A 19,321-nucleotide genomic window follows, 5' to 3' on the forward strand; every position below is an offset into this window, starting at 1 on the left:
GGCTAGAGCGGCGCCCCCACCCGCGCGCCCGTCCGCCGGCCTGCGGCCCCGGCCAGCATCGCCAGATGGGCCCGGGCGATCCCCAGCTTCTTCTCGAAGGACGTGCCGCATTCGATGCGGTGGAACAGGTCCTGCCGGTCCGACAGCGCGTCGATCATGCGGTCGACATAGGGCTGCCGGGGTCGGGCGCGGGCCACCGCCCGCAGATGGGCCAGGCCGTCCGGATCGGCCAGGTCGGCATCGAAGCTATCCCGGATCTCGCCAGCCAGCGCGGCCTCGAACCACGGCAGCAGCCGGGGATGGGTCAGCAGCACCCCGAACAGCGCATCGTCGCGGTAGCGGTGCCAGCGCGTGGTCAGCCGCCGGGCCTCGTCGTCGCCGACGCTGGCGAGGTCCTTGAACGAGCTGCCGCCGCCATGCCGGGTGACGGCGGCGACGCGCTCGCTCGACCGCAGCCCGAGCCGGTCCGCCACCCGCTGCCGGTAGCCCGAATCCAGGACCCAGGCGTTGTAGCCGATCAGCGACAGCCCGGGCATGGTGCCCTCGGCATAGGCCTCGAGCCAGTCGCGCTGGGCGAAGAGCTGGCGCAGGATCATCACCAGGTCCAGCCGCACCAGCCGCTTGCGGTGCATCAGGCTGGCGCACAGGTTCAGCGGGTCGCGCAGGAACACGAGATCGACCGTCCGGCCGCCGGCCGCGCGCTGCATCCGCCAGGCGGCCTCGAGCCCCAGCAGGGTCACACCCTCGAAGTTGAAGATCGTGGTGCCGTTCGCGCCCTTGCCCCGCGCCGCCGGGCCGGTGACGTCGCGCAGATGCGACCGGATCGGCTCGCCGATCACGGCGTTGTTGATGAAGGCGGCCGGCGTCTCCCGGTGCTGGCGCAGCCAGCGGACGAAGGCGTGGTGGCCGGATCGCTTGGTGGAAATGACGTTGATGAATTCGAGACTCATCCCGCGTACCGCTCTCCCTCGGCGTGGACGGATGAAGGCCCCTGCCCTGCGTTCCGGACAGCGGACGGCGCCGCCGTCGGCCGGCTTCGGGCCGGCGCGGTCATCCTTACAGGAAAGTAAAGTGGTGCAGAACCGCTAAGTTCGCCGCAGGGGCCGGGCACCCCGGCGCCGGGCGCCGGTCACGCCATCGTGGCCATGGCCGCAGGACCTCTCGTGGCGCCGTACCGGTTCAGGCCGGCGGATCGGCGATCTCGTCATAGCCGCGGTTGAGGAACTCGATCAGGCACAGACCGTGGCCGAAGGGGTCGGCCAGCTGCACCAGCCGGCCCCAGACCGCGGTGCGGATCTCGCCCTCGGCCATGGCGCCGGCCGCGACCGCCCGGGCCAGCGCCGCCGCGACGTCGTCCACCACCACGTCGAGATGCACCGGCGTCCAGTGCCGGGCATAGCCGCGGCGGCTGTCGCCGGCGCCGACCGTGCCGGCCGCCTTGCGCAGCAGATAAAGCGGCGCGGGCCAGCCGATCAGCTCGACCACCTCGCCGCCGAAGCGGCGCCCGACCGCGAGGCCGAAGGCCGCGGTGTAGAAGGCCACCCCGGCCTCGAGATCCGGCACGTCGATATTGACCAGCAGGCTCATGGCGATCCCCCTTCCCCGCCCGACGACCGTCCTATCCCGACAGTGCCCCCGGCTCGAGCGCGCCGAGGGCGGCGGCGAAATCGGTCATGTCGCCGGTCAGCCGGGCCAGGCCCTTGGTCGGCGACAGCGTCGCCTCGTCCATATAGAGCGCCCGGTTCAGCTCGATCTGCAGGGCATGGATGCCGGCGCGCGGCCGGCCGTAATGCCGGGTGGTGAAGCCGCCGGCATAGGGGGTGTTGCGGGTGACGACATAGCCGCGGCCGGCCAGCCACTGCTCCGCCGACTCGGTCACCGCCGCGGCGCAGGAGCTGCCGTAGCAGTCGCCCAGCACGACGTCGACGGCGCGGCCGCCGGGGGTGCGCGAGGCGCCCTGCGACGGCATCGAATGGGCGTCGATCAGGATGGCGTGGCCGAACCGCGTTCGGGTCTCGTCGACCAGCTGCCGCAGCGCCGCGTGATAGGGGGTGTAGCAGCGCTCGACCCGCTCCACCGCCTCGGCGAAGCGCAGCTTGCTGCGGTAGATGTCCTTCCCCTGGGCGACGATGCGGGCGATGGTGCCGAGTCCGGCGACGACCCGCGGCGAGCGGGTGTTGACCCAGCCCGGCAGCGCGTCGTCGAACATCTCGGGGTCGAGTTCATAGGCCTCGCGGTTGGCGTCGAGGAAGGCGCGCGGGAACAGGGCCCGCAGCAGCGGCGCCCCGCGCTCCGGCACCCGGCCGAAGATCTCGTCGACGAAGCCGTCCTCGGAGCGGCGCAGCGTGTGAGGGTCGAGCTTCGCCGCGGCCAGGAACGATGGCGGGTAGTCACGGCCGCTATGCGGCGAGGCGACCACGACCGGGAGGCGCCGATCCTGCGGCAGGGCGATCGCCACCGCGTCGGACGCCGGCGACTGCGAGGCGATTTGACCATCCATATCACCGTCATATCCCAGCGCCCCGGGGGCTGTCGACGGTACCTGTGGGGCAGGGGCGGTTTGATGCTTGCACCCCCCGGTTGATGATGCTACATGGGCGCTCCCCGCGGACGACCGGCTTCGGTCGTCCTTCCCGGTGCCGGGCGCGTAGCTCAGCGGGAGAGCACTACGTTGACATCGTAGGGGTCACTGGTTCAATCCCAGTCGCGCCCACCACCGGACCTCAGGAAAATCAAAGGATTAGTTGCATATCCCCTCCAAGGGGATATGGGGCCCTGCGCAGAACAACGCAGGAACGTGTCAGCCGATTGGCACGTTTTTGACACGCGGCCTTTCACTGCTTGTTCCGGCGCAGCTGCAGGCGATTCCCGCGCGACTCGTCGTGTGATATGCTGCACTCGTTAACCGGATTGACATTCAGTTTCCCTTTGCCCCTTTTTTCGCCCGAATCGGGGCACATATCTCGCTCAATTTCGAAGCCCAGGAGAACCAATGTCCAAGGCTGCGACGGTAGGGGTAGCTGACGTTGCCAGGCACATTCTGGACCTGGCCGGCCCTATGACCGCCATGAAGCTTCAGAAGCTGGTCTACTACGCCCAGGCCTGGTCTCTGGTATGGGACGAACGGCCCTTGTTTGCGGAGAGGATCGAAGCGTGGGCGAATGGCCCTGTCTGCCCAGATCTATATGAGCGGCATCGCGGGCGGTTTCAGCTCGGATCTTCCGATATCGTTGGCGATCCGTCGCGCCTGGACTCCGAGGCGATGGACACTATTAGGGCGGTCGTCGACTTCTACGGCAACAAGAGCGCTCATTGGCTTAGTCAGCTCACGCACAAGGAGCGTCCTTGGAAGGAGGCGCGTCACGGTTTGGCGGATGGCGATCGTGGATCCACTCCGATCACGCATGCTGCATTGGCGGAATACTACAGCAGCCTTTGAAATATTTCCGATCTCATTCGTCCAGAGAATATTGCATGAGTAAAAATAAACCAAAGAAGCAACCGGTATTCCGCGTCCAACCGGATACAGAAAAGAAGCCGAAATCTGAGTCATTCAATCTGACACCCGGCTTTCCTAAATTCAAAGGTGGCCATCTTGGGTGGCGGTTTTCGTCGGCCGATAAAGCCTCCGGACCGTTTAGCTGGTCCAATCTAAATGACGCCGGCGAATACAAGGATGTTCTTGAGAAATTGCATCAATTTGAAACAATGAACGAACATGCGATTGTGAATGGTGGCAGCCATACGGTCGACGTTGCCAATCTCTGCACAGCGGCTCAGAGAAGACTTGAAGAGTTGCGAATAGACGACGTTGACTACCTTATGTCGTTTCGGGTCGGGGCAAAGCCGAGAATTTGGTGCAGGCCAAACGGGCATATAATGATGGTGCTGTGGTGGGATCCGAACCATCAGGTCTGTCCATCGCCAAAGAAGGGCACGTGATGGACCATCACAGGGAAGCGGCGTGTGGGCCGGGGATGCCAACTGCGAGGCTCCAGCGAGCGATAGACCGCATTTAGCGGTCTGGCCTGCTCTCTTACACAATCCATAGAATCTTACGAATCGACTCGACTCTTGGCCCTTCTCGAGGTTAGAACATTTAGAGAACATTCCCGAGCGAGGAGCCTGCCATGGACGCAAGCCACCTCTGGCTCCATCCCGACGATCCGACCTCTCTGACGGACGAGCCGCCGCCCTATCCGACCGACCACGCCGAGATATTCGAGCAGGTGTCAGGCCGTATCATCGGCCGATGGAACCCGCGCACCGAGACAGTCGAGGCGCTGAGCGCGCTGCTCGACAGGCTCTTCGCCGAGACCCAGCGTGGCCCAGACATGCACTGCCTCCCGACGGTCGACATCGATCCGGAGCTGGAACCCCGCATCTACGCCATGGACCACCGCGGCATGTGCCTCGTCGTGTCCGCACTCGAGCCGATCATGCACATCGACAGGCTGCGACGACAGCTGGACAGGACCGACGATGTCTGATTTCACGATCGATCTGCGCGACGCGACGGGCAGCATTCTGGAAGCGTGCGCCACCAGCAGCAATCTCTACGCCGCGCACGGAGCCTACGAGGCGTTGGTCGCGCGCTACCCGGAGAAGCGTTACACCCTGCGGCAGGGCGTCCATGTGATGAGGGACAGCCATCCGGAACCCGCGCCGCCTCCGGTCGATTGCGGGCCGGGCGGGTGGGGCGAACTGGGACCTCCCCCGGAGTCGGTGAAGCGCAGCCAACACAAGCGTCGATGGAAGTAGCCATGCCGCGCGATCTGGCAGCGAAGATCCTAGACGTCGAGATCGATGAGGCCGTGCGCCGGCACGAGTTGCGCTGGCGCGCCCTCGAACTCGGCATGCGTGAAGACGAGATCGCCGCCCTGCTGCGGCTGGATCTCGACCAGGCCGAGCACCAGCTTAGGTCGATCAGCGTCGAACCATAAGGGAGGGGGAGATGTGCGGACGCACAACCCACGACATGACATGGGAGGAAATCTGGTCGCTCTACACCTTCGGCAAGCCGCCGAAGCGGGACCAGCCAAATAGCTATCACGACAGCTGGAATGTCGCTCCTACGACGATCAATCCGGTCTGCCGGCTCGACAAAGACGGTGAGCGCGACATCGCCATGCTGCGCTGGGGCCTGGTGCCGATCTGGGCGAAAAATCTGAAATTCGGGATGTCGTGCATCAATGCGCGAGACATCGACGAGAAGGGCGTAACCATCGCCGAGCGGCCGGCCTTCAGGGCTGCTTTCAAATCCCGCCGTTGCCTGGTGCCGGCGAATCTCTTCTACGAATGGCAGGCACAGGCCGACCCGGAGCTGCCGAAGCGGCCTTATGCGATTGGGCTGCGCGACGGAACTCCCATGACATTCGCCGGCCTTTGGGAGAGCTGGCACGACGCGGTGATCAAGGAGCCGACGCCGGAAGACTGGGTCCACACGTATACGATCGCCACGACCAGCCCCAACGCCCTGATGGCGCAGCTTCACAACCGGATGCCAGTGATCCTGGCGCCGGAGGACTGGCCAGCTTGGCTGGGTGAGGTCGAGACGACGCGGGAACAGCGCTTGGCGCTCCTGCGCCCCTACCCAGCCGAGGAGATGACGGCATGGCCGGTGACGACTGACGTCAACAACTCGCGCAACAACCGCCCCGATCTGATCGTGCCGATCGGGGAACCACTGGCGGCCTGATTATGGTTGGGGAAGGCATGAGCCCAGAGCGGCTGCAGCGTCTGACCAGGCTGCGCGACGAACGCAATCATGCGCTCGGCGACCGCTCTGGCACCGTCGGTGAGGGCGAATGGTGCATCGTCCTGCGCCGCAATCCTGAGACCGGGGAATGTGGCTGGGATCTGCTGCAATGGGGTTTCGTCCCACGTTGGGCGAAGGACCGGGCCAGCCCGCACTTGCACGCCCGGGCGGAGACCGTTCACGAGTTGCCCACATTCGGGGAGTCCTTCGCACATCGCCGCTGCCTGATCTTCTCGGATCGCTTTATCGAGTTCCGGACCATCGGCCAGCCTAAGGGCCAGGAGGTCGCATTCGGCCTGGCGACGGGGCGGAGCATGGTGGTTGCGGGCATCTGGGATGCCTGGCGCAATCCAGAGTCCGGCGATTGGCTGCGGACCTTTGCCGAGATCACCGTCGACGCGAACGATCTGGTCGGCGAGATGCACGATCGAATGCCGGCCATCCTGCCGCAGGAGGCGTGGCGGATCTGGCTGGGACAAGACCCGGCGACCGAATTGGAACTACGCGGCCTGCTGCGGACGTTCCCATCGGAGCTTCTGACCTGCTGGCCGGCGAAGCAGAAGCGCCCGCCCCCTGGAACGCAGCGCCGTCCGAACGAGATGCGGAAACCGCGGGGGCTTGCGCCCCAGTCGCCGCGGCAAGGCTCGCTGTTGTGAGCGCCGGGGCGTCGTAGACTGGAGACCGCTTCGATGGGCGAACGTCGACGGAAGGAGGCTGCGGCGCAGCAGGCGAAGCTGGACCCGATCCTGGTCCATGCCGAGGAATATGAGAGCGCGATCATCCAAGCCCTCGAGGCCGAAGCCGACGGCAGCCGGGAGGCGAAGATCAGGGCCATGCGGCGCTATCTGGACGCGTGCCGCTGCGTCAGGGAGATGACGACGGAGGATCGGACGCGCGCCGACCATCACCTGCAGGAGCGAGGCGAGATCCGGCCGGAGGACGAGCGGGAGGTCAACAACGCCCTCTCGCGCCTCAACGAGGAGTTGGAGCGCCAACTCGACCTATTCGAGGACGGCCCGGACGCTGAGCCCCTCGACATCCATCTCCACATCTTCATCTGACCGAACCGAAGCTGCACGACGGGCGTTGTTCCGGCATGGGCAAGGGGCACAATGCTTCCGACTGGACCGTCAGGCACACTGGCGACGAGGGCACTATCTCTGCCGGCGACTACCGCGGCCGCTTTAGGGTGCGCCGCGGCGGCATTGTGCAGATCATCTGGCAGGACGGGCCGGAGCCACGAGACGCCGGCCCGCTCGAAATAGCGGCGCAGGAGGCGATCGAGGCGGCGATCAGGCCGCGCGCATGAGCCGCCTGGCGGATCTGCACCGGTCCAAGGTCAATCTGAACGATGTGGCCCAAGAGCACAGCGCCCACCAGCGAAGGCCTGGACAACTTGCTTACGGAAATCGTATATCAATTCATTGCTGACTGATAAAGTCTGCGCAGTCCGCCCGGTTCCCTATTCCGCCCCTCTATAATGAAAGCAAGAGGGGCCTGGCCAAACCGGCGTGACCTCGCAGCAACGAGACGAAGGAGAGCACCATGCCGCTGGGGGCCAGCCGCCATCGTGACACCAGCAGGACTGTGAACGCCGCAGAGGGTAAGCTGCGCGACCTGCTTGGCAGGCAGATCGACGCCATCATCGCCCAGGGCAAGTTCCGCTCGCAGAGCGAGATCGCCCGCGACCTCAACGTCGCCCCGAACTGGCTGTCCATGATGAAGGTCGGTCGCGGCCCAGTGTCGCTCGACATTCTGCCTGGCATGGCAAAGACGCTCGATCTCGACCTCGGCCAGCTGATCCGGCTGTGGTTTGAGGACTACTACCGCGGCGCTGGGATCGTCGACGTGATCCGGGAGATCATCGTCACCGAGGATGAACTGCCGATGCTCCGCGAATATCGCGCGTCCAAGAAGCCAAGCCGCGGCAGTAAGAAGGCCGCAGGCAAGGCGGCCGTGGCAGTCTCCACCACCGATCCGCTTGATGACGAGAAGGCTGCGGAAGCCGCAGGAAACTAGGGTTATTGTCGACCTTTCCGTGCTGATCCGAAAGCGTATGGTCCATAGCTCCGCCACGCCCTATGACACCCATGTGTCATCTGACACCAATGTGTCATTCAGGCCTTGCGAGTGGAAATGCCCAGGCGCTTTGCCGGACTCGTCCGGTCGGACTTGGCCGTCGTCAAGGCGGTTCGTCGAGCGGCCGCGGCGCGCCAGATCAGCGTCTGGCCCGCGTTTGCAATGTCCCTTCGCGTCTACCTCGAGCACCTCGAGGGGCGCCACCTGACACCCAACCGCTTGGTCCAGGAGGTGGCGCCGGAGTTCGTCTCCAGGGCCACCGCGACGCGGTATATCGGGGACTGGGCCAACGACGGCTTCTATGAGCTCCTCGGCGCCGGGCGGTCCTACCACGTCCACCCAACTCCGAAACTGATCGCCCTGATCGAAGGCCTGTTCTCGGTGCGCCTCGAATCGATGGCCGCCGAGGAGGTGCTGAGCGAGCATTCGTCCAGCACCTACCGCATCATTCGCGAGCTCAACGGGAGAATCGTCGATGCCGAAAACACAGAGCTGTTCCTCGGCTACTCGCCGCAATGGTTGATCGCCGAAGATCAGGACATCCTAAACTGCGGCAACCACCCTCACGAGGGCTCTGACCAGCCCGCGCTCACCGTCGATCGACATCAAATCTGGACATTGGCCCGCAATCTGGGGTGGCTTCGGCTGCCCTGGCGGCATCGCGACGCCAGCGGCCGGATGCGGCCGATCGTGGCCACCATCGAGCCCGGGATGCGAGACGGCAGGGAGGTGCTGCAGATTACCTGCGAGATCGCGCCGCCCTCCCAAAATGGGTAACAAAGGAACGCGGTCCGCTTATTTTGAGACAAAGGCCATGTGGGGCCTTTCATGAACATTTGGTAAGAATGTCCGCCTAACAAAACACAACCAAAAGCACCTGCGGACATGGAAACAACTACCTGTGGTAGCGGCGGATGTAGCCGCTCAGCATGCCAAGTGACTCGCCTCAGCCTCGCGCAGGCGTCAATTCTCGTCGCCCAGTGCGAGCCGGAGCCTGGGCCCGATTCGACCACCGCGGTTTTCCGCGGGGCGAACAAGAACGGCGGCCATATGGTCGTCATCATGCCCCTGGCGGGCGACTGCATCCTGTTCTCCTGTTGCTGAGAACCCAATCGCGGAACGAGCAGGGTGTCTTGCACACCCTTCTCTCTTTATGTATCAATCATACAGTCAACACTGACTGACAGGACGCAACGATGAACCTTGAGATCGCCATCCTTCGAGAGGTTGTCACGAAGGTGACGGGCCTGCTCGCCGGCCGGAAGATCACGGTGACGCAGCGCGGGACTCAGGCGTTCGTCGAGCCCGATCCGAAGACGGGCAAGCCCAAGCGCGTCAACATCCCCTACCTGCCGGACAACGCCTCTCAGGAGCTCCTGGTCGCGATCCAGGGCTTCATCGATCATGAAATCGGCCACGTCCTCGACACCGACTTCAAGGTGTCCGCCGCCGCCGGCAAGCAGGGCGCCGTGGTTCACTCGATGTGGAACATCGTCGAGGACACCTTCGTCGAGCGACAGATGCAGAAGCGCTTCCCGGGCGCCAGCTGGAACCTGCAGCGCCTGCACAATTTCTTCACCCGCGAGATCACCGACAAGCTGCTCGTGGAGGCCGCCGGCGACGAAAGGCGCCTGTATTCGGCGCTGATCGTGCCGGCGGTGCGCGCCTGGTCGGGGCAGCAGCACTTCATCGATTACATGGAGGACAAGTGGCACCTGATCGAGGAGCCGGTCGCCCGCATCGGCGCCCTGAAGGACGAGGTGTCGAAGGTCCGCAGCTCGCAGGATTCCCTCGACCTGGCGCTGAAGATCATCGCCGCGACCAAGCCGCCGGTGACGCTGCCGCCGCCGTCGAAATCGACCCCGAAGGCGGAGAGCGAGGAGACCGCGCCCGCCAAGGCGCCGAAATCCGAGCCGGAGGACGAAGAGGGCGAGGACGCCCCGGCGGCGAGCAAGGAGCCGGACGAGAGCGAAGAGACCCCCGAGCCGAAGGACGAGAGCGAGGAGGCGGCTGCGGACGCTGAGGACGAAGGCGAGGACCCCGCCGAGAGCGGGCCGGGTGCCGAGGAGCCCGAAGACGAGGCCGGCGCCGAAGACGACGACAGCGCCGAGGATGAGGCGCCCGGCTCCGGCGCCCCGGAGGACGACGAGGGCGAGGACGCCCCGTCCGCGTCGTCGGAGGATGAAGACGACGATGGCGAGGTCGAGCCGGAGGCCGACGAGGAGGGTGAGGACGAGGATGAGCTCGCCGCCGCCGGCGGTGAGCCCGACGACGAGGCTGAGAGCGCCGGCGGCGGTGCAGAGCCCGACGAAGACGACGGCGAGGACGAGGGCTCCAGCGGCAGCGCGTCCGGCGAGCCGGAAGACCCCGACGAGGCGGGCGAGGATCCGGACGATGGCGAGGCCGACAGCGGCACCGTCGTCATCCCCGAGCACATGGACTATTCCGACGTCGAGGGCGGCGACTTCGACAAGTCCATCACCGACGTCATCTCGGACCAGGTGTGCGAGGCCGGCCGCGACGCCGAATACATGATCTACACCAAGGACTTCGACACCATCGAGCTCCTCGAGCCGCACTCGCGCTCCGAAGATCCGGCGTTCGACCCGCGCGACACGCCCGCCAAGCTCGACGATCGGGTGCGGCACCTGGTCGGCGTCATGCAGAAGAATCTGGAGCGCCTGATCGCCGCCCGCTCGCGCTCGGTGATGGTGCCTGGTCATCGCAGCGGCCGGATGCACGGCGGCTCTCTGCATCGGCTCGTGACCGGCGACGAGCGCGTGTTCCGCCGGCGCGAGGAGCATCGGACAAAGGACGTCGCCGTGTCGATCCTGGGCGACTGGTCCGGCTCCATGCGCGGCATTAAGTTCCAAACGATGATCGACGCCTGCTTCGCCCTGTCCCAGACACTGGACCGGATCAACATTTCCCATGAGGTTCTCGGGTTCACCACGAAGGGGTTCAATGGCCGCGGCGGCGTCTCGAGGGAGATGATGGACTACGAGGAGAGCAAGCTCGGGCGCCGCTTCTCCCGGTATGAGCCGATCTACATGCCGATCCTGAAGGAGTTCGGGGAACGCCTGACGACCCAGGCCAAGCTGCGCTTCGCCTCCGCCGACCAGGTCAGCCTCTGCAACAACATCGATGGCGAATGCGTCGAGATCGCCGGCCTGCGGCTGCTCCAGCGCAGAGAAACCAGAAAGATCCTGATGGTCCTCTCTGACGGCGCCCCCGCGTGCGCCGGCGTGTCCGCAGACCAGCACGCCAATCTCCGCCGGGTGGTCGCCGGGCTGGAGAGCCGCGGCATCGAGACCATCGGCATCGGCATCATGGATGACGCCGTCCAGCACTTCTATCCCAAGCACGTGGTGCTCAAGGAGCTCGACCAGCTGCCGGGCGAGGTCATGGACCAGCTGAAGCACATTTTGCTCTGACTTGGGTAGTCAGTCAGGACTGACTATTTTCGTTGCGCACCCATCGCGCACATAGTATTCATTAAGCAGACGACGACGCGACGACAGGAGACATGCAGTGTCGGAAAAGATCACCTGCCAAGTTTGCGGTGAAAAGGTCCATGCGATCCAGACGCATATCAAAGAGGCGCATCCGGACATTACGCTGGCCGAGTATCAGGAGCGCTATCCGGACGCGCCGATACTGAGCGAGACCGCCAAGCGGATCATCTCCGAGAAGCAGGCGGAGAAGCGTCGTGCCGCCCAGGCAGCGGATAGCGGGGTCGTCGCCAAGGTCGCTGCGGCCGGCGTCGCTGCGACCACGATGATGAAGAAGGCCCTGCATGAGGTCTTCGAGCTGGGCGCGGTGCCGGCGGCGATGAACGCCAAGGGCGACCCGATCGGCATCAATGTCTTCTCGCGCGGCGGCGCCTTCGACGATCTGGTGCCGGAGAAGGACGCCAGCTACATCTTCAACATCAACCTCCTGCGGACGGTCCTGATCGGGCTCGAGGTCAACATCCCGACCTATCTCTGGGGCCACGCCGGCACCGGCAAGACCACCCAGCTTGAGCAGGTCTGCGCCTACACCGGGCGGCCCTTCCTGCGCGTCCAGCACACGGTGAACACCGAAGAGGCGCACATCGTCGGCCAGTGGACCGTGCGCGACGGCTCGACCCATTACGAGCTCGGGCCTCTCGCCGTGGCGATGAAGTATGGCCTGGTCTACTGCGGCGACGAATACGACTTCGCCATGCCGAGCGTGCTGTCCGTCTACCAGCCGGTGCTCGAGGGCAAGGCGCTGATCATCAAGGATGCGCCGCAGGAGATGCGGGTGGTGCGCCCGCACCCGAACTTCCGCTTCGTCGCGACCGGCAACACCAACGGCGTCGGCGACGAGACCGGGCTCTACCAGGGCACCAACATCCAGAACGCCGCCAATTACGAGCGCTTCGGCATCGTCGAGCGGGTCGAATACATGCCGCCGGAGCAGGAGGAGATGGTCCTCACCGCCAAGACCGGCATCGGCAAGGGCGACTCCACCAAGCTCGTCAAGTTCGCCAACGAGATCCGGACCACCTACAGCGCCGGCAAGATCGGCTCGACCGTGTCGCCGCGCGCGATGATCAATGCGACCAAGCTCGGCCTGATGCGCGGGTCCGACTGGCGCGGCGGCATCGCGCTCGCGGTCACCAACCGGATGTCGCGCGTCGACAAGGAAGTCTGCGACCAGGTCGCCCAGAGGATCTGGGGGTAATCATGGGGATCCAGCGCAGCATCGCCCAGGACCAGCGGCTCATTCACAAGATCGCACACAAGGCGCATCGGTGGCTCCTCGCCGCCGGGGTGCGGGGCGTCGAGTTCGAGGACGTGGTCCAGGAAATCAGCATGACGTGGGTGATGGCGTGCGAGCGCTTCAACCCCGAACTCGGCCTGCAGTTCTCGACCTACTTCTACACCGCGGCCTGGCGCAACATCACCAGGACGATCCAGGGCGAGGCTGGTGAGTGCCAGGCGACCAACGTGTCGCTCGACGCCACGCGCGGCGAGGATGGCGACATGACCATCCAGGTCGCCGCCGACGAGGAGGACGCCGATGTCCTGATCGAGCGCAAGCAGCGCCAGCGCGAGGTGATGCGCCGGCTCTCGCCCAAAGCCCGGATGGCCGTGCAAATCGTGCGCGATCCTCCGAAGGAGCTGATGGCCGAGTTCGAGCAGCTGCGGGAGCGGATGCGCTACGGGCGGGCCCGTGGCATCGCCGCCGCGGTGCCGCGCGATCTCAACCTCGGCGTCGTGATGCACTTCCTCGGTTACTCCAGCGTCGAGCGCACCCGGATCCGCAAGGAGCTCGACGGTCTCGCCTCAAAGGTGGCGGCGTGAGCGATCTGCAGATCAACTTCCAGCCCGGTTGCTTCGGCAGCGCCCTCGCCTACTGCGTTGACGCCATCGAGTGCAAGACCTGTGCATTCACAAATGACTGTGAGGTTCAGGCGACAGTTCGCCGGGCCAAGCTGATCGAGCTCCTCGGCGCCGGCAGCGTTGCACGATCGGCACCCAGCCGCCGGCGCGCCGCCGTTCGTCCGGAGCGCACAGAGCCGGCGACGCCCGCCCCGGCTCCTCCGGTCGCCTCCGACCCGGCAGAGCCCGCGGCAGGCCCTTTGCCGACGAAGGTGATAGCGCTGGTCCAGGGGCTCGGCAGGGCCGGCATCAAGCTGGCGGACGGGCTCCGGGCGGGGGTGAACCCCTGCGCCGAGAGATCGGCCTTCCTGCGCCTCGCCTGCGCGGCGCTGCTGCAAGGCGGCTTCACCCGGAGCGAGCTGCGCCAGGCCTATGTCCGCGAACTCGACTGGGCGGAGCAGACCGCGGCCTCGCATGTCGGCCAGGTCGTCGCCCTCATCACCCATCTCGGGGCCGCGACCGAGGTCGACGGCCGCTTCCAGATCGCGCGCTGAGGCGCACCAGCACAAGGAGCCAGGCTTGGCATCGTTGAACCACGCCCTGTCGGTCCGCAGCCACTTCTCTCTCGGCGAGTCGACCATGTCGGTCGACACCATCGTCGAGACGGCAAAGACCCTCGGGCTCAAAAGCGTCGCCCTGACCGACACCATGACGGTCAGCGGCATGATCGACTTCGCGGTCCGGGCCAAGAAGGCGGAGATCAAGCCGATCATCGGCGTCCGCCTCCGGATGGTCGACGACATCGTCTACCGCCCGGGCAAGGGCGAGAAGTTCAAGCAGGCGGAGCATTTCGTGAAGCTCTATGCCCGCAGCGATGACGGGCTGAAGCGGATCTTCCGGCTGCTGACCCTCGCCAACGCCGAGCCGAACTTCTACAGGGTTCCCCGGCTCGCATGGGCCCAGCTGCTCGCAGAGCTCGACACGGACGCGCTTGTCGTCACTCTGGGAGACGCGCAGAGCGCGCTTGCGCATAGACGCGCGAGAGAGATAGCGCGCAACATTTTCGACGCTCAGCGACGCTCTAATGTGTTTCTAGAGCTGTGCCCCATCGCAACGCCGCTGTTCGATCGACAGAACCGCGACGCGATCCAGCTGCATGAGGAGCTGAGCATCCCGCTCGTCGTCTCCCTGCCCGCCTTCTACGCCGAGGGCGACGCCGACGCGCGCGACGTGCTGCAGGTGATCTGCGACGGCAAGGGCGCCAAGCTCGGCGACACCTGGGCGCTGAAGCCCTATGTGCGCGACCTGCACATGCTCGGCGACAAGGCGTTCTATGAGCGCGCCGTCGATGCTGCGCACCGGGCCCGTGGCCGCTTCCCTGCCCTGCCGTTGGGCCGGCACTGGAGCCAGGCGCTCGCCAATGTCGAGACGCTGGTCGAGAGCATCGGCTACGTCTGGGAGAAGATGCCCGTGGCGCTGCCCGCCATGGCCGAGGACGAGGACGCGGTGCTCCGGCGCTTCTGCGTCGAAGGCTGGCGCGACCGCTTCACCAGGAAGGTCTTCGATCACCAGCCCGACGCCGCCGCCCTCGCCGCCGCCTACAAGCCGCGCCTGCTCTACGAGCTGGACATCCTCAAGCGGCTGAAGTTCGCCGGCTACTTCCTGCTCGTCCGCCAGATCGTGCAGTGGGCGAAATCGAACGGCATCGCCGTCGGCCCCGGCCGCGGCTCCGTGGGAGGCTCGCTCGTCGGCTACCTGATCGGCATCACCGACGTCGACCCGATCCGCTTCGACCTCCTGTTCGAGCGCTTCATCAACCCCGAGCGCCTCGATCTCCCCGACGCCGATCTCGACTTCATGTCGGAGCGCCGGCATGAGGTGATCGACTACCTGACCGAGACCTTCGGCAAAGACCGGGTCGCCGGCATCTCCAACTACACGACCATGGCCGCGGCGTCGGCGGTGCGGGACGTCGCCCGGGTCTCCGACCTCGACCCGTCGGAGTATTCCTGCACCAAGCTGGTGCCGAAGGAGCACGGGCAGCCCGTGAGCCTCGCCAAGGCGGCCGAGCTGGTGCCCGACATCGCCAAGTTCCGCGACGCCTACAGGGGCATCTGGAGCCACGCCACGAAGCTGGAAGGCTGCATGCGCTCGCTGGGGCGCCATGCCGCCGGCGTCGTCGTGGGCGGGGTGCCGCTCGAGGAGCGCGCCGTGGTCGAGCGCCGGGAGGGTGAGCCGACCATCAACTGGGACAAGCGGGTCGCCGAAGACATGGGGCTGGTGAAGCTCGACGTCCTCGGCCTCACCACGCTCGACCTCCTCGATCGGGCGAAGCGCTACATCTGGAAGCGCCACGCCAAGAAGGTCGACCTCCTCGAGCTGCCGCTCGACGACGAGAAGACCCTCGCCAACTTCGCCGCGGCCAAGACCGTCGGCGTGTTCCAGTTCGAGTCCGGCGGCATGCGCAAGCTCCTGAAGGATCTCGGGCGCGAGGGCATCACCTTCGACGACGTCGCCGCGGCGACTGCGCTCTACCGCCCGGGCCCGATGGATGCCGGGCTGATGGACCAGTATGTCGCAGTCAAGGGAGGCATGGCGTCGATCACCTTCGACCACCCGTCGATGGAGAACGCGCTGAAGGACACCTTCGGCGTGATGGTCTACCAGGAACAGGTCATGCAGGTGTCGCGTGACTTCGCCGGGTTCACCATGCCCGAAGCCGACAAGCTCCGTAAGGCGATGGGCAAGAAGTTGCCGGAGGAGATGGCGAAGATGCGCGACAAGTTCGTCGCCGGCGCCGTCGCCACCTCCGGCGTCACCGCGGCCTTCGCCGGCGAGATCTTCGACAAGATCGAGAAATTCGCCGGCTACGGCTTCAACAAGTCGCACGCCGTCGCCTACACGCTGATCTCGTTCCAGAGCATGTGGGTGAAGACCTACTACCCGGTCGAGTTCTTCGCAGCCGCGCTGACCGTGCTGAAGGAGGACAAGCTCGCCGGGCTCCTGCACGACGCCGCGGAGCTCGGCATCAAGGTGCTGCCGCCGGACATCAACATCTCGTCCACCGAGTTCGAGATCCTCAACGACACGACCCTCGTGATCCCGTTCAACCGGATCAAGGGCATCTCCGACAACACCTCGAACGCGATCCTGGCGGCCCGGGTGGGCGGGCAGTTCACCAGCATGGCCGATCTGACCGCGCGGGTGGAGCGCAAGCGTTGCAACATCCGGCACATGGCCAGCCTCGACAAGGTCGGCGCCTTCGCCCGCATCGAAGCGGGCCAGCTGGCGGCAACCCATCCCGACCGGCTGCGCGACCAGGTGGAGCTGCTGCCGGGCCTGGTCTCGGATCACGTGCCGATCCGCCGCGAGATGTCCTGCGACGCGCTGTCGGTGAAGGAGATCAAGCGCGTCGTCCTCGACTACATGGCGCCGGCGGACGCGGTCTACTGCAAGCCGCTGCTCGGCTCGAAGCCCAGGTTCATGGTGGTCAGCGACTGCCCGACCTGGAGCGAGGAGCAGAAGGGCCAGTTCACCGCCGGCGCCAGTTTCGAGTTCGTCTCCGAGGCGCTGGCGCTGGTCGGGCTCACCAAGCAGGACGCCTACTGGACCGGGCTGCTCAAGCGGCCGAAGAAGGGCAAGATGATCGAGCCCTTCGAGATCGCCGGCCAGGCGCCCTTCCTCGACCGCGAGATCGAGATCCTCAAGCCGCCGGTGATCGTCTGCCTGGGCTCGGCATCGGTGAAGCACTTCGTCCCCGACGTCAGGGGCAACACCATCGAGCTCGCCGGCAACGTCGTCTTCGACAAGACGCTCGACGCCAACATCGTGATCGGATTCAACCCGGCCCAGATCGCCTACGACCCGGACAAGATGTCCGTGCTCGAGGAGCTGTTCGTGAAAATCACGACCATGGTCTCCGACCTTTAGGGAACGTCTGAGTTCGCCTGTGCTCCGGCCAAACGATCTGACGAGCGTGTCACGGGAATTTTGAGTGGGATAGCAAATTGAAGGCGATGCACAGCGGAGGATTTAGTAGCCGCCTTGCCTCCGGCACCGATTTCAATATCTACCACATACAGCCTAAAACTCCCTTTGCCGGTGCCTGTCCCCTCCGATGCAGATTCTGTCGCAACCTGAACGTCAAATTGCACGATGGTTGCTTGATTGGATCCATCACCTTTTAGATGAAAGTTGCCGTAATCGTTTCTCTGGTGACCCGATATCAACGGAGCGACGTGGTCACCCACATCTGAGGCTTGCCCTTGCTTAATTCCCCGAACAATTGCCGTCAATACTCCAGCGATAAATTCGTCTAGTCCGACCATGGCACTTCTCCATCAAAAGATCAGTCCCAGCGAAGATCATACCAGAGTTAGCAGTTCACGAGCGCAAACCCGTTTCGGGTTCGCTATAATCAGTCATCACTGACTAGCGAGACGACAGCATGGCCGACGAGACTGTGCCCGACGCCGAGGCGCGGAAACCGCCCATTCCCCGCGTCAAAATCTTCTTCGACCCCGCGGAATACAAGAAGGACGTGCGGATCAATCCGTCCGACCTGTCCGGCGCCATGGCCGACCAGGCGTCGCTGTTCACCCACTATGGCGAGCAGCTGGCGCTTGCGACCTACGAACTCGACAAGTGGAAGGACATCGAGTCGATCCGCTGCGCGAAGGTCGACCGGCTGATCCGCGACCGGGCCGCGGCCGACGGCACCAAGCTGACCGAGGCGGCGGTCGAGAAGGAGATCAGCCGGCACCCGGAGGTCGTGGCGCTGCGCCTGACCATCAACAAGGCCCGGCACCAGGTCGAGCTCGGCAAGACCGTGGTCGAGAGCTTCAAGCAGCGGCGCGACATGCTCGTGCAGCTGGGCGCCAGCGACCGCGAGAACCTCAAGGGCGAGCAGCGGATCCTGGCGGTCGAGGCGAATGAGCGCGCCGCCGCGGCCCGGCGGGATCGCGCCCTGGAAATGACGAAACCCCGCGACTGATCGCAGAAACCAAGAGCGATGGCGTAGCGAAAGCGCTATAATTATTCATCGCTCGACAGCACAAGCGCGCTAGTGCGCTTCGCTCGGGCAGCACGCCAGTTCGCTGGGTCTCCCGGCAGTTCGGCACCACCAAAATCTCGGAGAAGTTCCCCATGTCGTCCATGATGGACATCATCAAAGCGAAGCGTTCGCAGATTGCGGCCCAGACCGGCCGCGGCGGTGATATCAAGAAGCCGCGCGACGGCAAGAACCGCATCCGGGTGCTGCCCGCCTGGCGCACCGGCACGGGCCAGGTCGAGCCCTTCTGGCACGATTTCGGCCAGCATTGGATCAAGGACACCTCCGGCGCCGTGAAGGCCGTCGTGGGCTGCAAGGAGAAGTCCTACGGCCACGCCTGCGAGATGTGCGACTTCCTGGCTGAGAAGAGCCGCGAGATCGCCGACGACGACCTGCTGAAGGCGCTGGGCGAGGCGAAGGCCAAGGGCACCATCATCGTCAACGTGCTCATTCTCGACGGCGACGCCAGCGAGAAGGAGGCGCCGTCCATCTACCAGCTGACCCCGACCACCTTCGACCAGGTGCTCGCCGTCATGGACGAGTATGGCGACATCACCGACCCGAAGGAGGGCACCGACCTCGTCATCGAGAAGAGCGGCAAGGGCCTCAACACCGAATACAAGGTGATGGCGGCCGCCAAGTCGCAGCCGGTGCCGGCGGCGGCGCTGGGCCGTCTCCACAACCTGGACGACTTCGTCAAGGCGGAGATGACCTCGAAGGAGCAGAAGGCCAAGCAGCAGCTGGGCGCCATCTTCGGCAGCTCCCGCATGCTGGCGGCCTCCGGCTCGTTCGCGGGCCCGGGCCTCCTGACCCCGCCGACGACCACGCGCCCGGAGCCGGAGATCACCCCGGCCGAGCGCCCGGCGAGCACCGCCGCCGAGACCGCCCGCTCGACGGCGGTGGAGATCGACGACGACATCCCCGAGCGGATCTACGAGACGAAGGCGTCGGAGCCCGAGATCGTCGTGACCCCGGCGGCCGCGGCGACCGCGATCGGCGCCGACGAGGACATCGAGAAGATGCTCGCCGATCTGGATCTCTGATCCGGGTCGCCTCGGTCAAGGGCCGGAGTTCGCTCCGGCC

Annotated in this window: 21 protein-coding genes and 1 tRNA gene; 18 read left to right on the forward strand and 4 right to left on the reverse strand. The window is 65.4% G+C overall.

What is annotated here, in order from left to right:
* Positions 1-2: 2 nt before the first annotated feature.
* The 3 genes from AAHM41_RS00560 to AAHM41_RS00570 form a co-directional block, all read right to left on the reverse strand.
* Positions 3-950 carry a hypothetical protein gene (locus tag AAHM41_RS00560; protein WP_342234541.1) on the reverse strand — a complete coding sequence of 316 codons (948 nt, stop codon included), beginning with the start codon at positions 948-950 and terminating at the stop codon, positions 3-5.
* Positions 951-1,179: 229 nt separating this feature from the next.
* Positions 1,180-1,587 carry a VOC family protein gene (locus AAHM41_RS00565; RefSeq protein ID WP_342234542.1) on the reverse strand — a complete coding sequence of 136 codons (408 nt, stop codon included), beginning with the start codon at positions 1,585-1,587 and terminating at the stop codon, positions 1,180-1,182.
* Positions 1,588-1,618: 31 nt separating this feature from the next.
* Entirely contained in the window at positions 1,619-2,500 is an 882-nt protein-coding gene (locus AAHM41_RS00570) for an N-formylglutamate amidohydrolase (RefSeq protein WP_342234543.1), read from the reverse strand.
* A gap of 141 nt (positions 2,501-2,641) precedes the next feature.
* On the opposite strand from AAHM41_RS00570, the gene AAHM41_RS00575 reads away from it, so the two are divergent.
* The 16 genes from AAHM41_RS00575 to dnaE all read left to right on the forward strand — a co-directional run bounded on the left by AAHM41_RS00575 (position 2,642) and on the right by dnaE (position 17,118).
* Positions 2,642-2,716 (forward strand) — tRNA-Val (locus AAHM41_RS00575).
* A gap of 276 nt (positions 2,717-2,992) precedes the next feature.
* On the forward strand, positions 2,993-3,439 hold the full coding sequence (locus AAHM41_RS00580) for a Panacea domain-containing protein (protein WP_342234544.1): 447 nt from the start codon (positions 2,993-2,995) through the stop codon (positions 3,437-3,439).
* Between the two features lie 35 nt (positions 3,440-3,474).
* Complete coding sequence (locus AAHM41_RS00585) at positions 3,475-3,942, forward strand: hypothetical protein (protein ID WP_342234545.1); 468 nt, start codon at positions 3,475-3,477, stop codon at positions 3,940-3,942.
* Between the two features lie 188 nt (positions 3,943-4,130).
* Positions 4,131-4,490: a hypothetical protein gene (locus AAHM41_RS00590; protein ID WP_342234546.1), complete on the forward strand. Its 360-nt coding sequence runs from the start codon at positions 4,131-4,133 to the stop codon at positions 4,488-4,490.
* Positions 4,483-4,761, forward strand: coding sequence for a hypothetical protein (locus AAHM41_RS00595; RefSeq protein WP_342234547.1), 279 nt, complete (start codon positions 4,483-4,485; stop codon positions 4,759-4,761). Before AAHM41_RS00590 ends, AAHM41_RS00595 begins: the two co-directional genes overlap by 8 nt.
* 2 nt (positions 4,762-4,763) lie before the next feature.
* A complete protein-coding gene (locus tag AAHM41_RS00600) occupies positions 4,764-4,943 on the forward strand; it encodes a hypothetical protein (RefSeq protein ID WP_342234548.1) in 180 nt (59 codons plus the stop codon).
* Positions 4,944-4,954: 11 nt separating this feature from the next.
* Positions 4,955-5,698 (forward strand): SOS response-associated peptidase, encoded by a 744-nt coding sequence (locus AAHM41_RS00605; protein WP_342234549.1) that lies wholly within the window; start codon positions 4,955-4,957, stop codon positions 5,696-5,698.
* Positions 5,699-5,715: 17 nt separating this feature from the next.
* Positions 5,716-6,414: an SOS response-associated peptidase gene (locus AAHM41_RS00610; RefSeq protein WP_342234550.1), complete on the forward strand. Its 699-nt coding sequence runs from the start codon at positions 5,716-5,718 to the stop codon at positions 6,412-6,414.
* Between the two features lie 33 nt (positions 6,415-6,447).
* Complete coding sequence (locus AAHM41_RS00615) at positions 6,448-6,819, forward strand: hypothetical protein (protein ID WP_342234551.1); 372 nt, start codon at positions 6,448-6,450, stop codon at positions 6,817-6,819.
* 484 nt (positions 6,820-7,303) lie between these two features.
* A complete protein-coding gene (locus tag AAHM41_RS00620) occupies positions 7,304-7,777 on the forward strand; it encodes a helix-turn-helix domain-containing protein (protein WP_342234552.1) in 474 nt (157 codons plus the stop codon).
* A gap of 153 nt (positions 7,778-7,930) precedes the next feature.
* Entirely contained in the window at positions 7,931-8,614 is a 684-nt protein-coding gene (locus AAHM41_RS00625) for a hypothetical protein (protein WP_342234553.1), read from the forward strand.
* Positions 8,615-9,033: 419 nt separating this feature from the next.
* Positions 9,034-11,271 (forward strand): cobaltochelatase CobT-related protein, encoded by a 2,238-nt coding sequence (locus AAHM41_RS00630; protein ID WP_342234554.1) that lies wholly within the window; start codon positions 9,034-9,036, stop codon positions 11,269-11,271.
* A gap of 97 nt (positions 11,272-11,368) precedes the next feature.
* Complete coding sequence (locus AAHM41_RS00635; RefSeq protein WP_342234555.1) at positions 11,369-12,547, forward strand: MoxR family ATPase; 1,179 nt, start codon at positions 11,369-11,371, stop codon at positions 12,545-12,547.
* Between the two features lie 2 nt (positions 12,548-12,549).
* Complete coding sequence (locus tag AAHM41_RS00640; RefSeq protein WP_342234556.1) at positions 12,550-13,170, forward strand: sigma factor; 621 nt, start codon at positions 12,550-12,552, stop codon at positions 13,168-13,170.
* 278 nt (positions 13,171-13,448) lie between these two features.
* Positions 13,449-13,742 carry a hypothetical protein gene (locus tag AAHM41_RS00645; protein ID WP_342234557.1) on the forward strand — a complete coding sequence of 98 codons (294 nt, stop codon included), beginning with the start codon at positions 13,449-13,451 and terminating at the stop codon, positions 13,740-13,742.
* Positions 13,743-13,767: 25 nt separating this feature from the next.
* On the forward strand, positions 13,768-17,118 hold the full coding sequence (gene dnaE / locus AAHM41_RS00650) for a DNA polymerase III subunit alpha (RefSeq protein WP_342234558.1): 3,351 nt from the start codon (positions 13,768-13,770) through the stop codon (positions 17,116-17,118).
* Here dnaE and AAHM41_RS00655 read toward each other — a convergent pair.
* Positions 17,115-17,516: a hypothetical protein gene (locus tag AAHM41_RS00655; RefSeq protein ID WP_342234559.1), complete on the reverse strand. Its 402-nt coding sequence runs from the start codon at positions 17,514-17,516 to the stop codon at positions 17,115-17,117. The two genes, dnaE and AAHM41_RS00655, sit on opposite strands and share 4 nt — an antisense overlap.
* Before the next feature lie 119 nt (positions 17,517-17,635).
* Here AAHM41_RS00655 and AAHM41_RS00660 point away from each other — a divergent pair, with 119 nt between their 5' ends.
* Together AAHM41_RS00660 and AAHM41_RS00665 are read left to right on the forward strand one after the other, a co-directional pair.
* Entirely contained in the window at positions 17,636-18,181 is a 546-nt protein-coding gene (locus tag AAHM41_RS00660; protein WP_342234560.1) for a hypothetical protein, read from the forward strand.
* 152 nt (positions 18,182-18,333) lie between these two features.
* Complete coding sequence (locus tag AAHM41_RS00665) at positions 18,334-19,281, forward strand: hypothetical protein (protein WP_342234561.1); 948 nt, start codon at positions 18,334-18,336, stop codon at positions 19,279-19,281.
* Positions 19,282-19,321 lie beyond the last annotated feature (40 nt).

The organism is Inquilinus sp. OTU3971 (assembly GCF_038440215.1).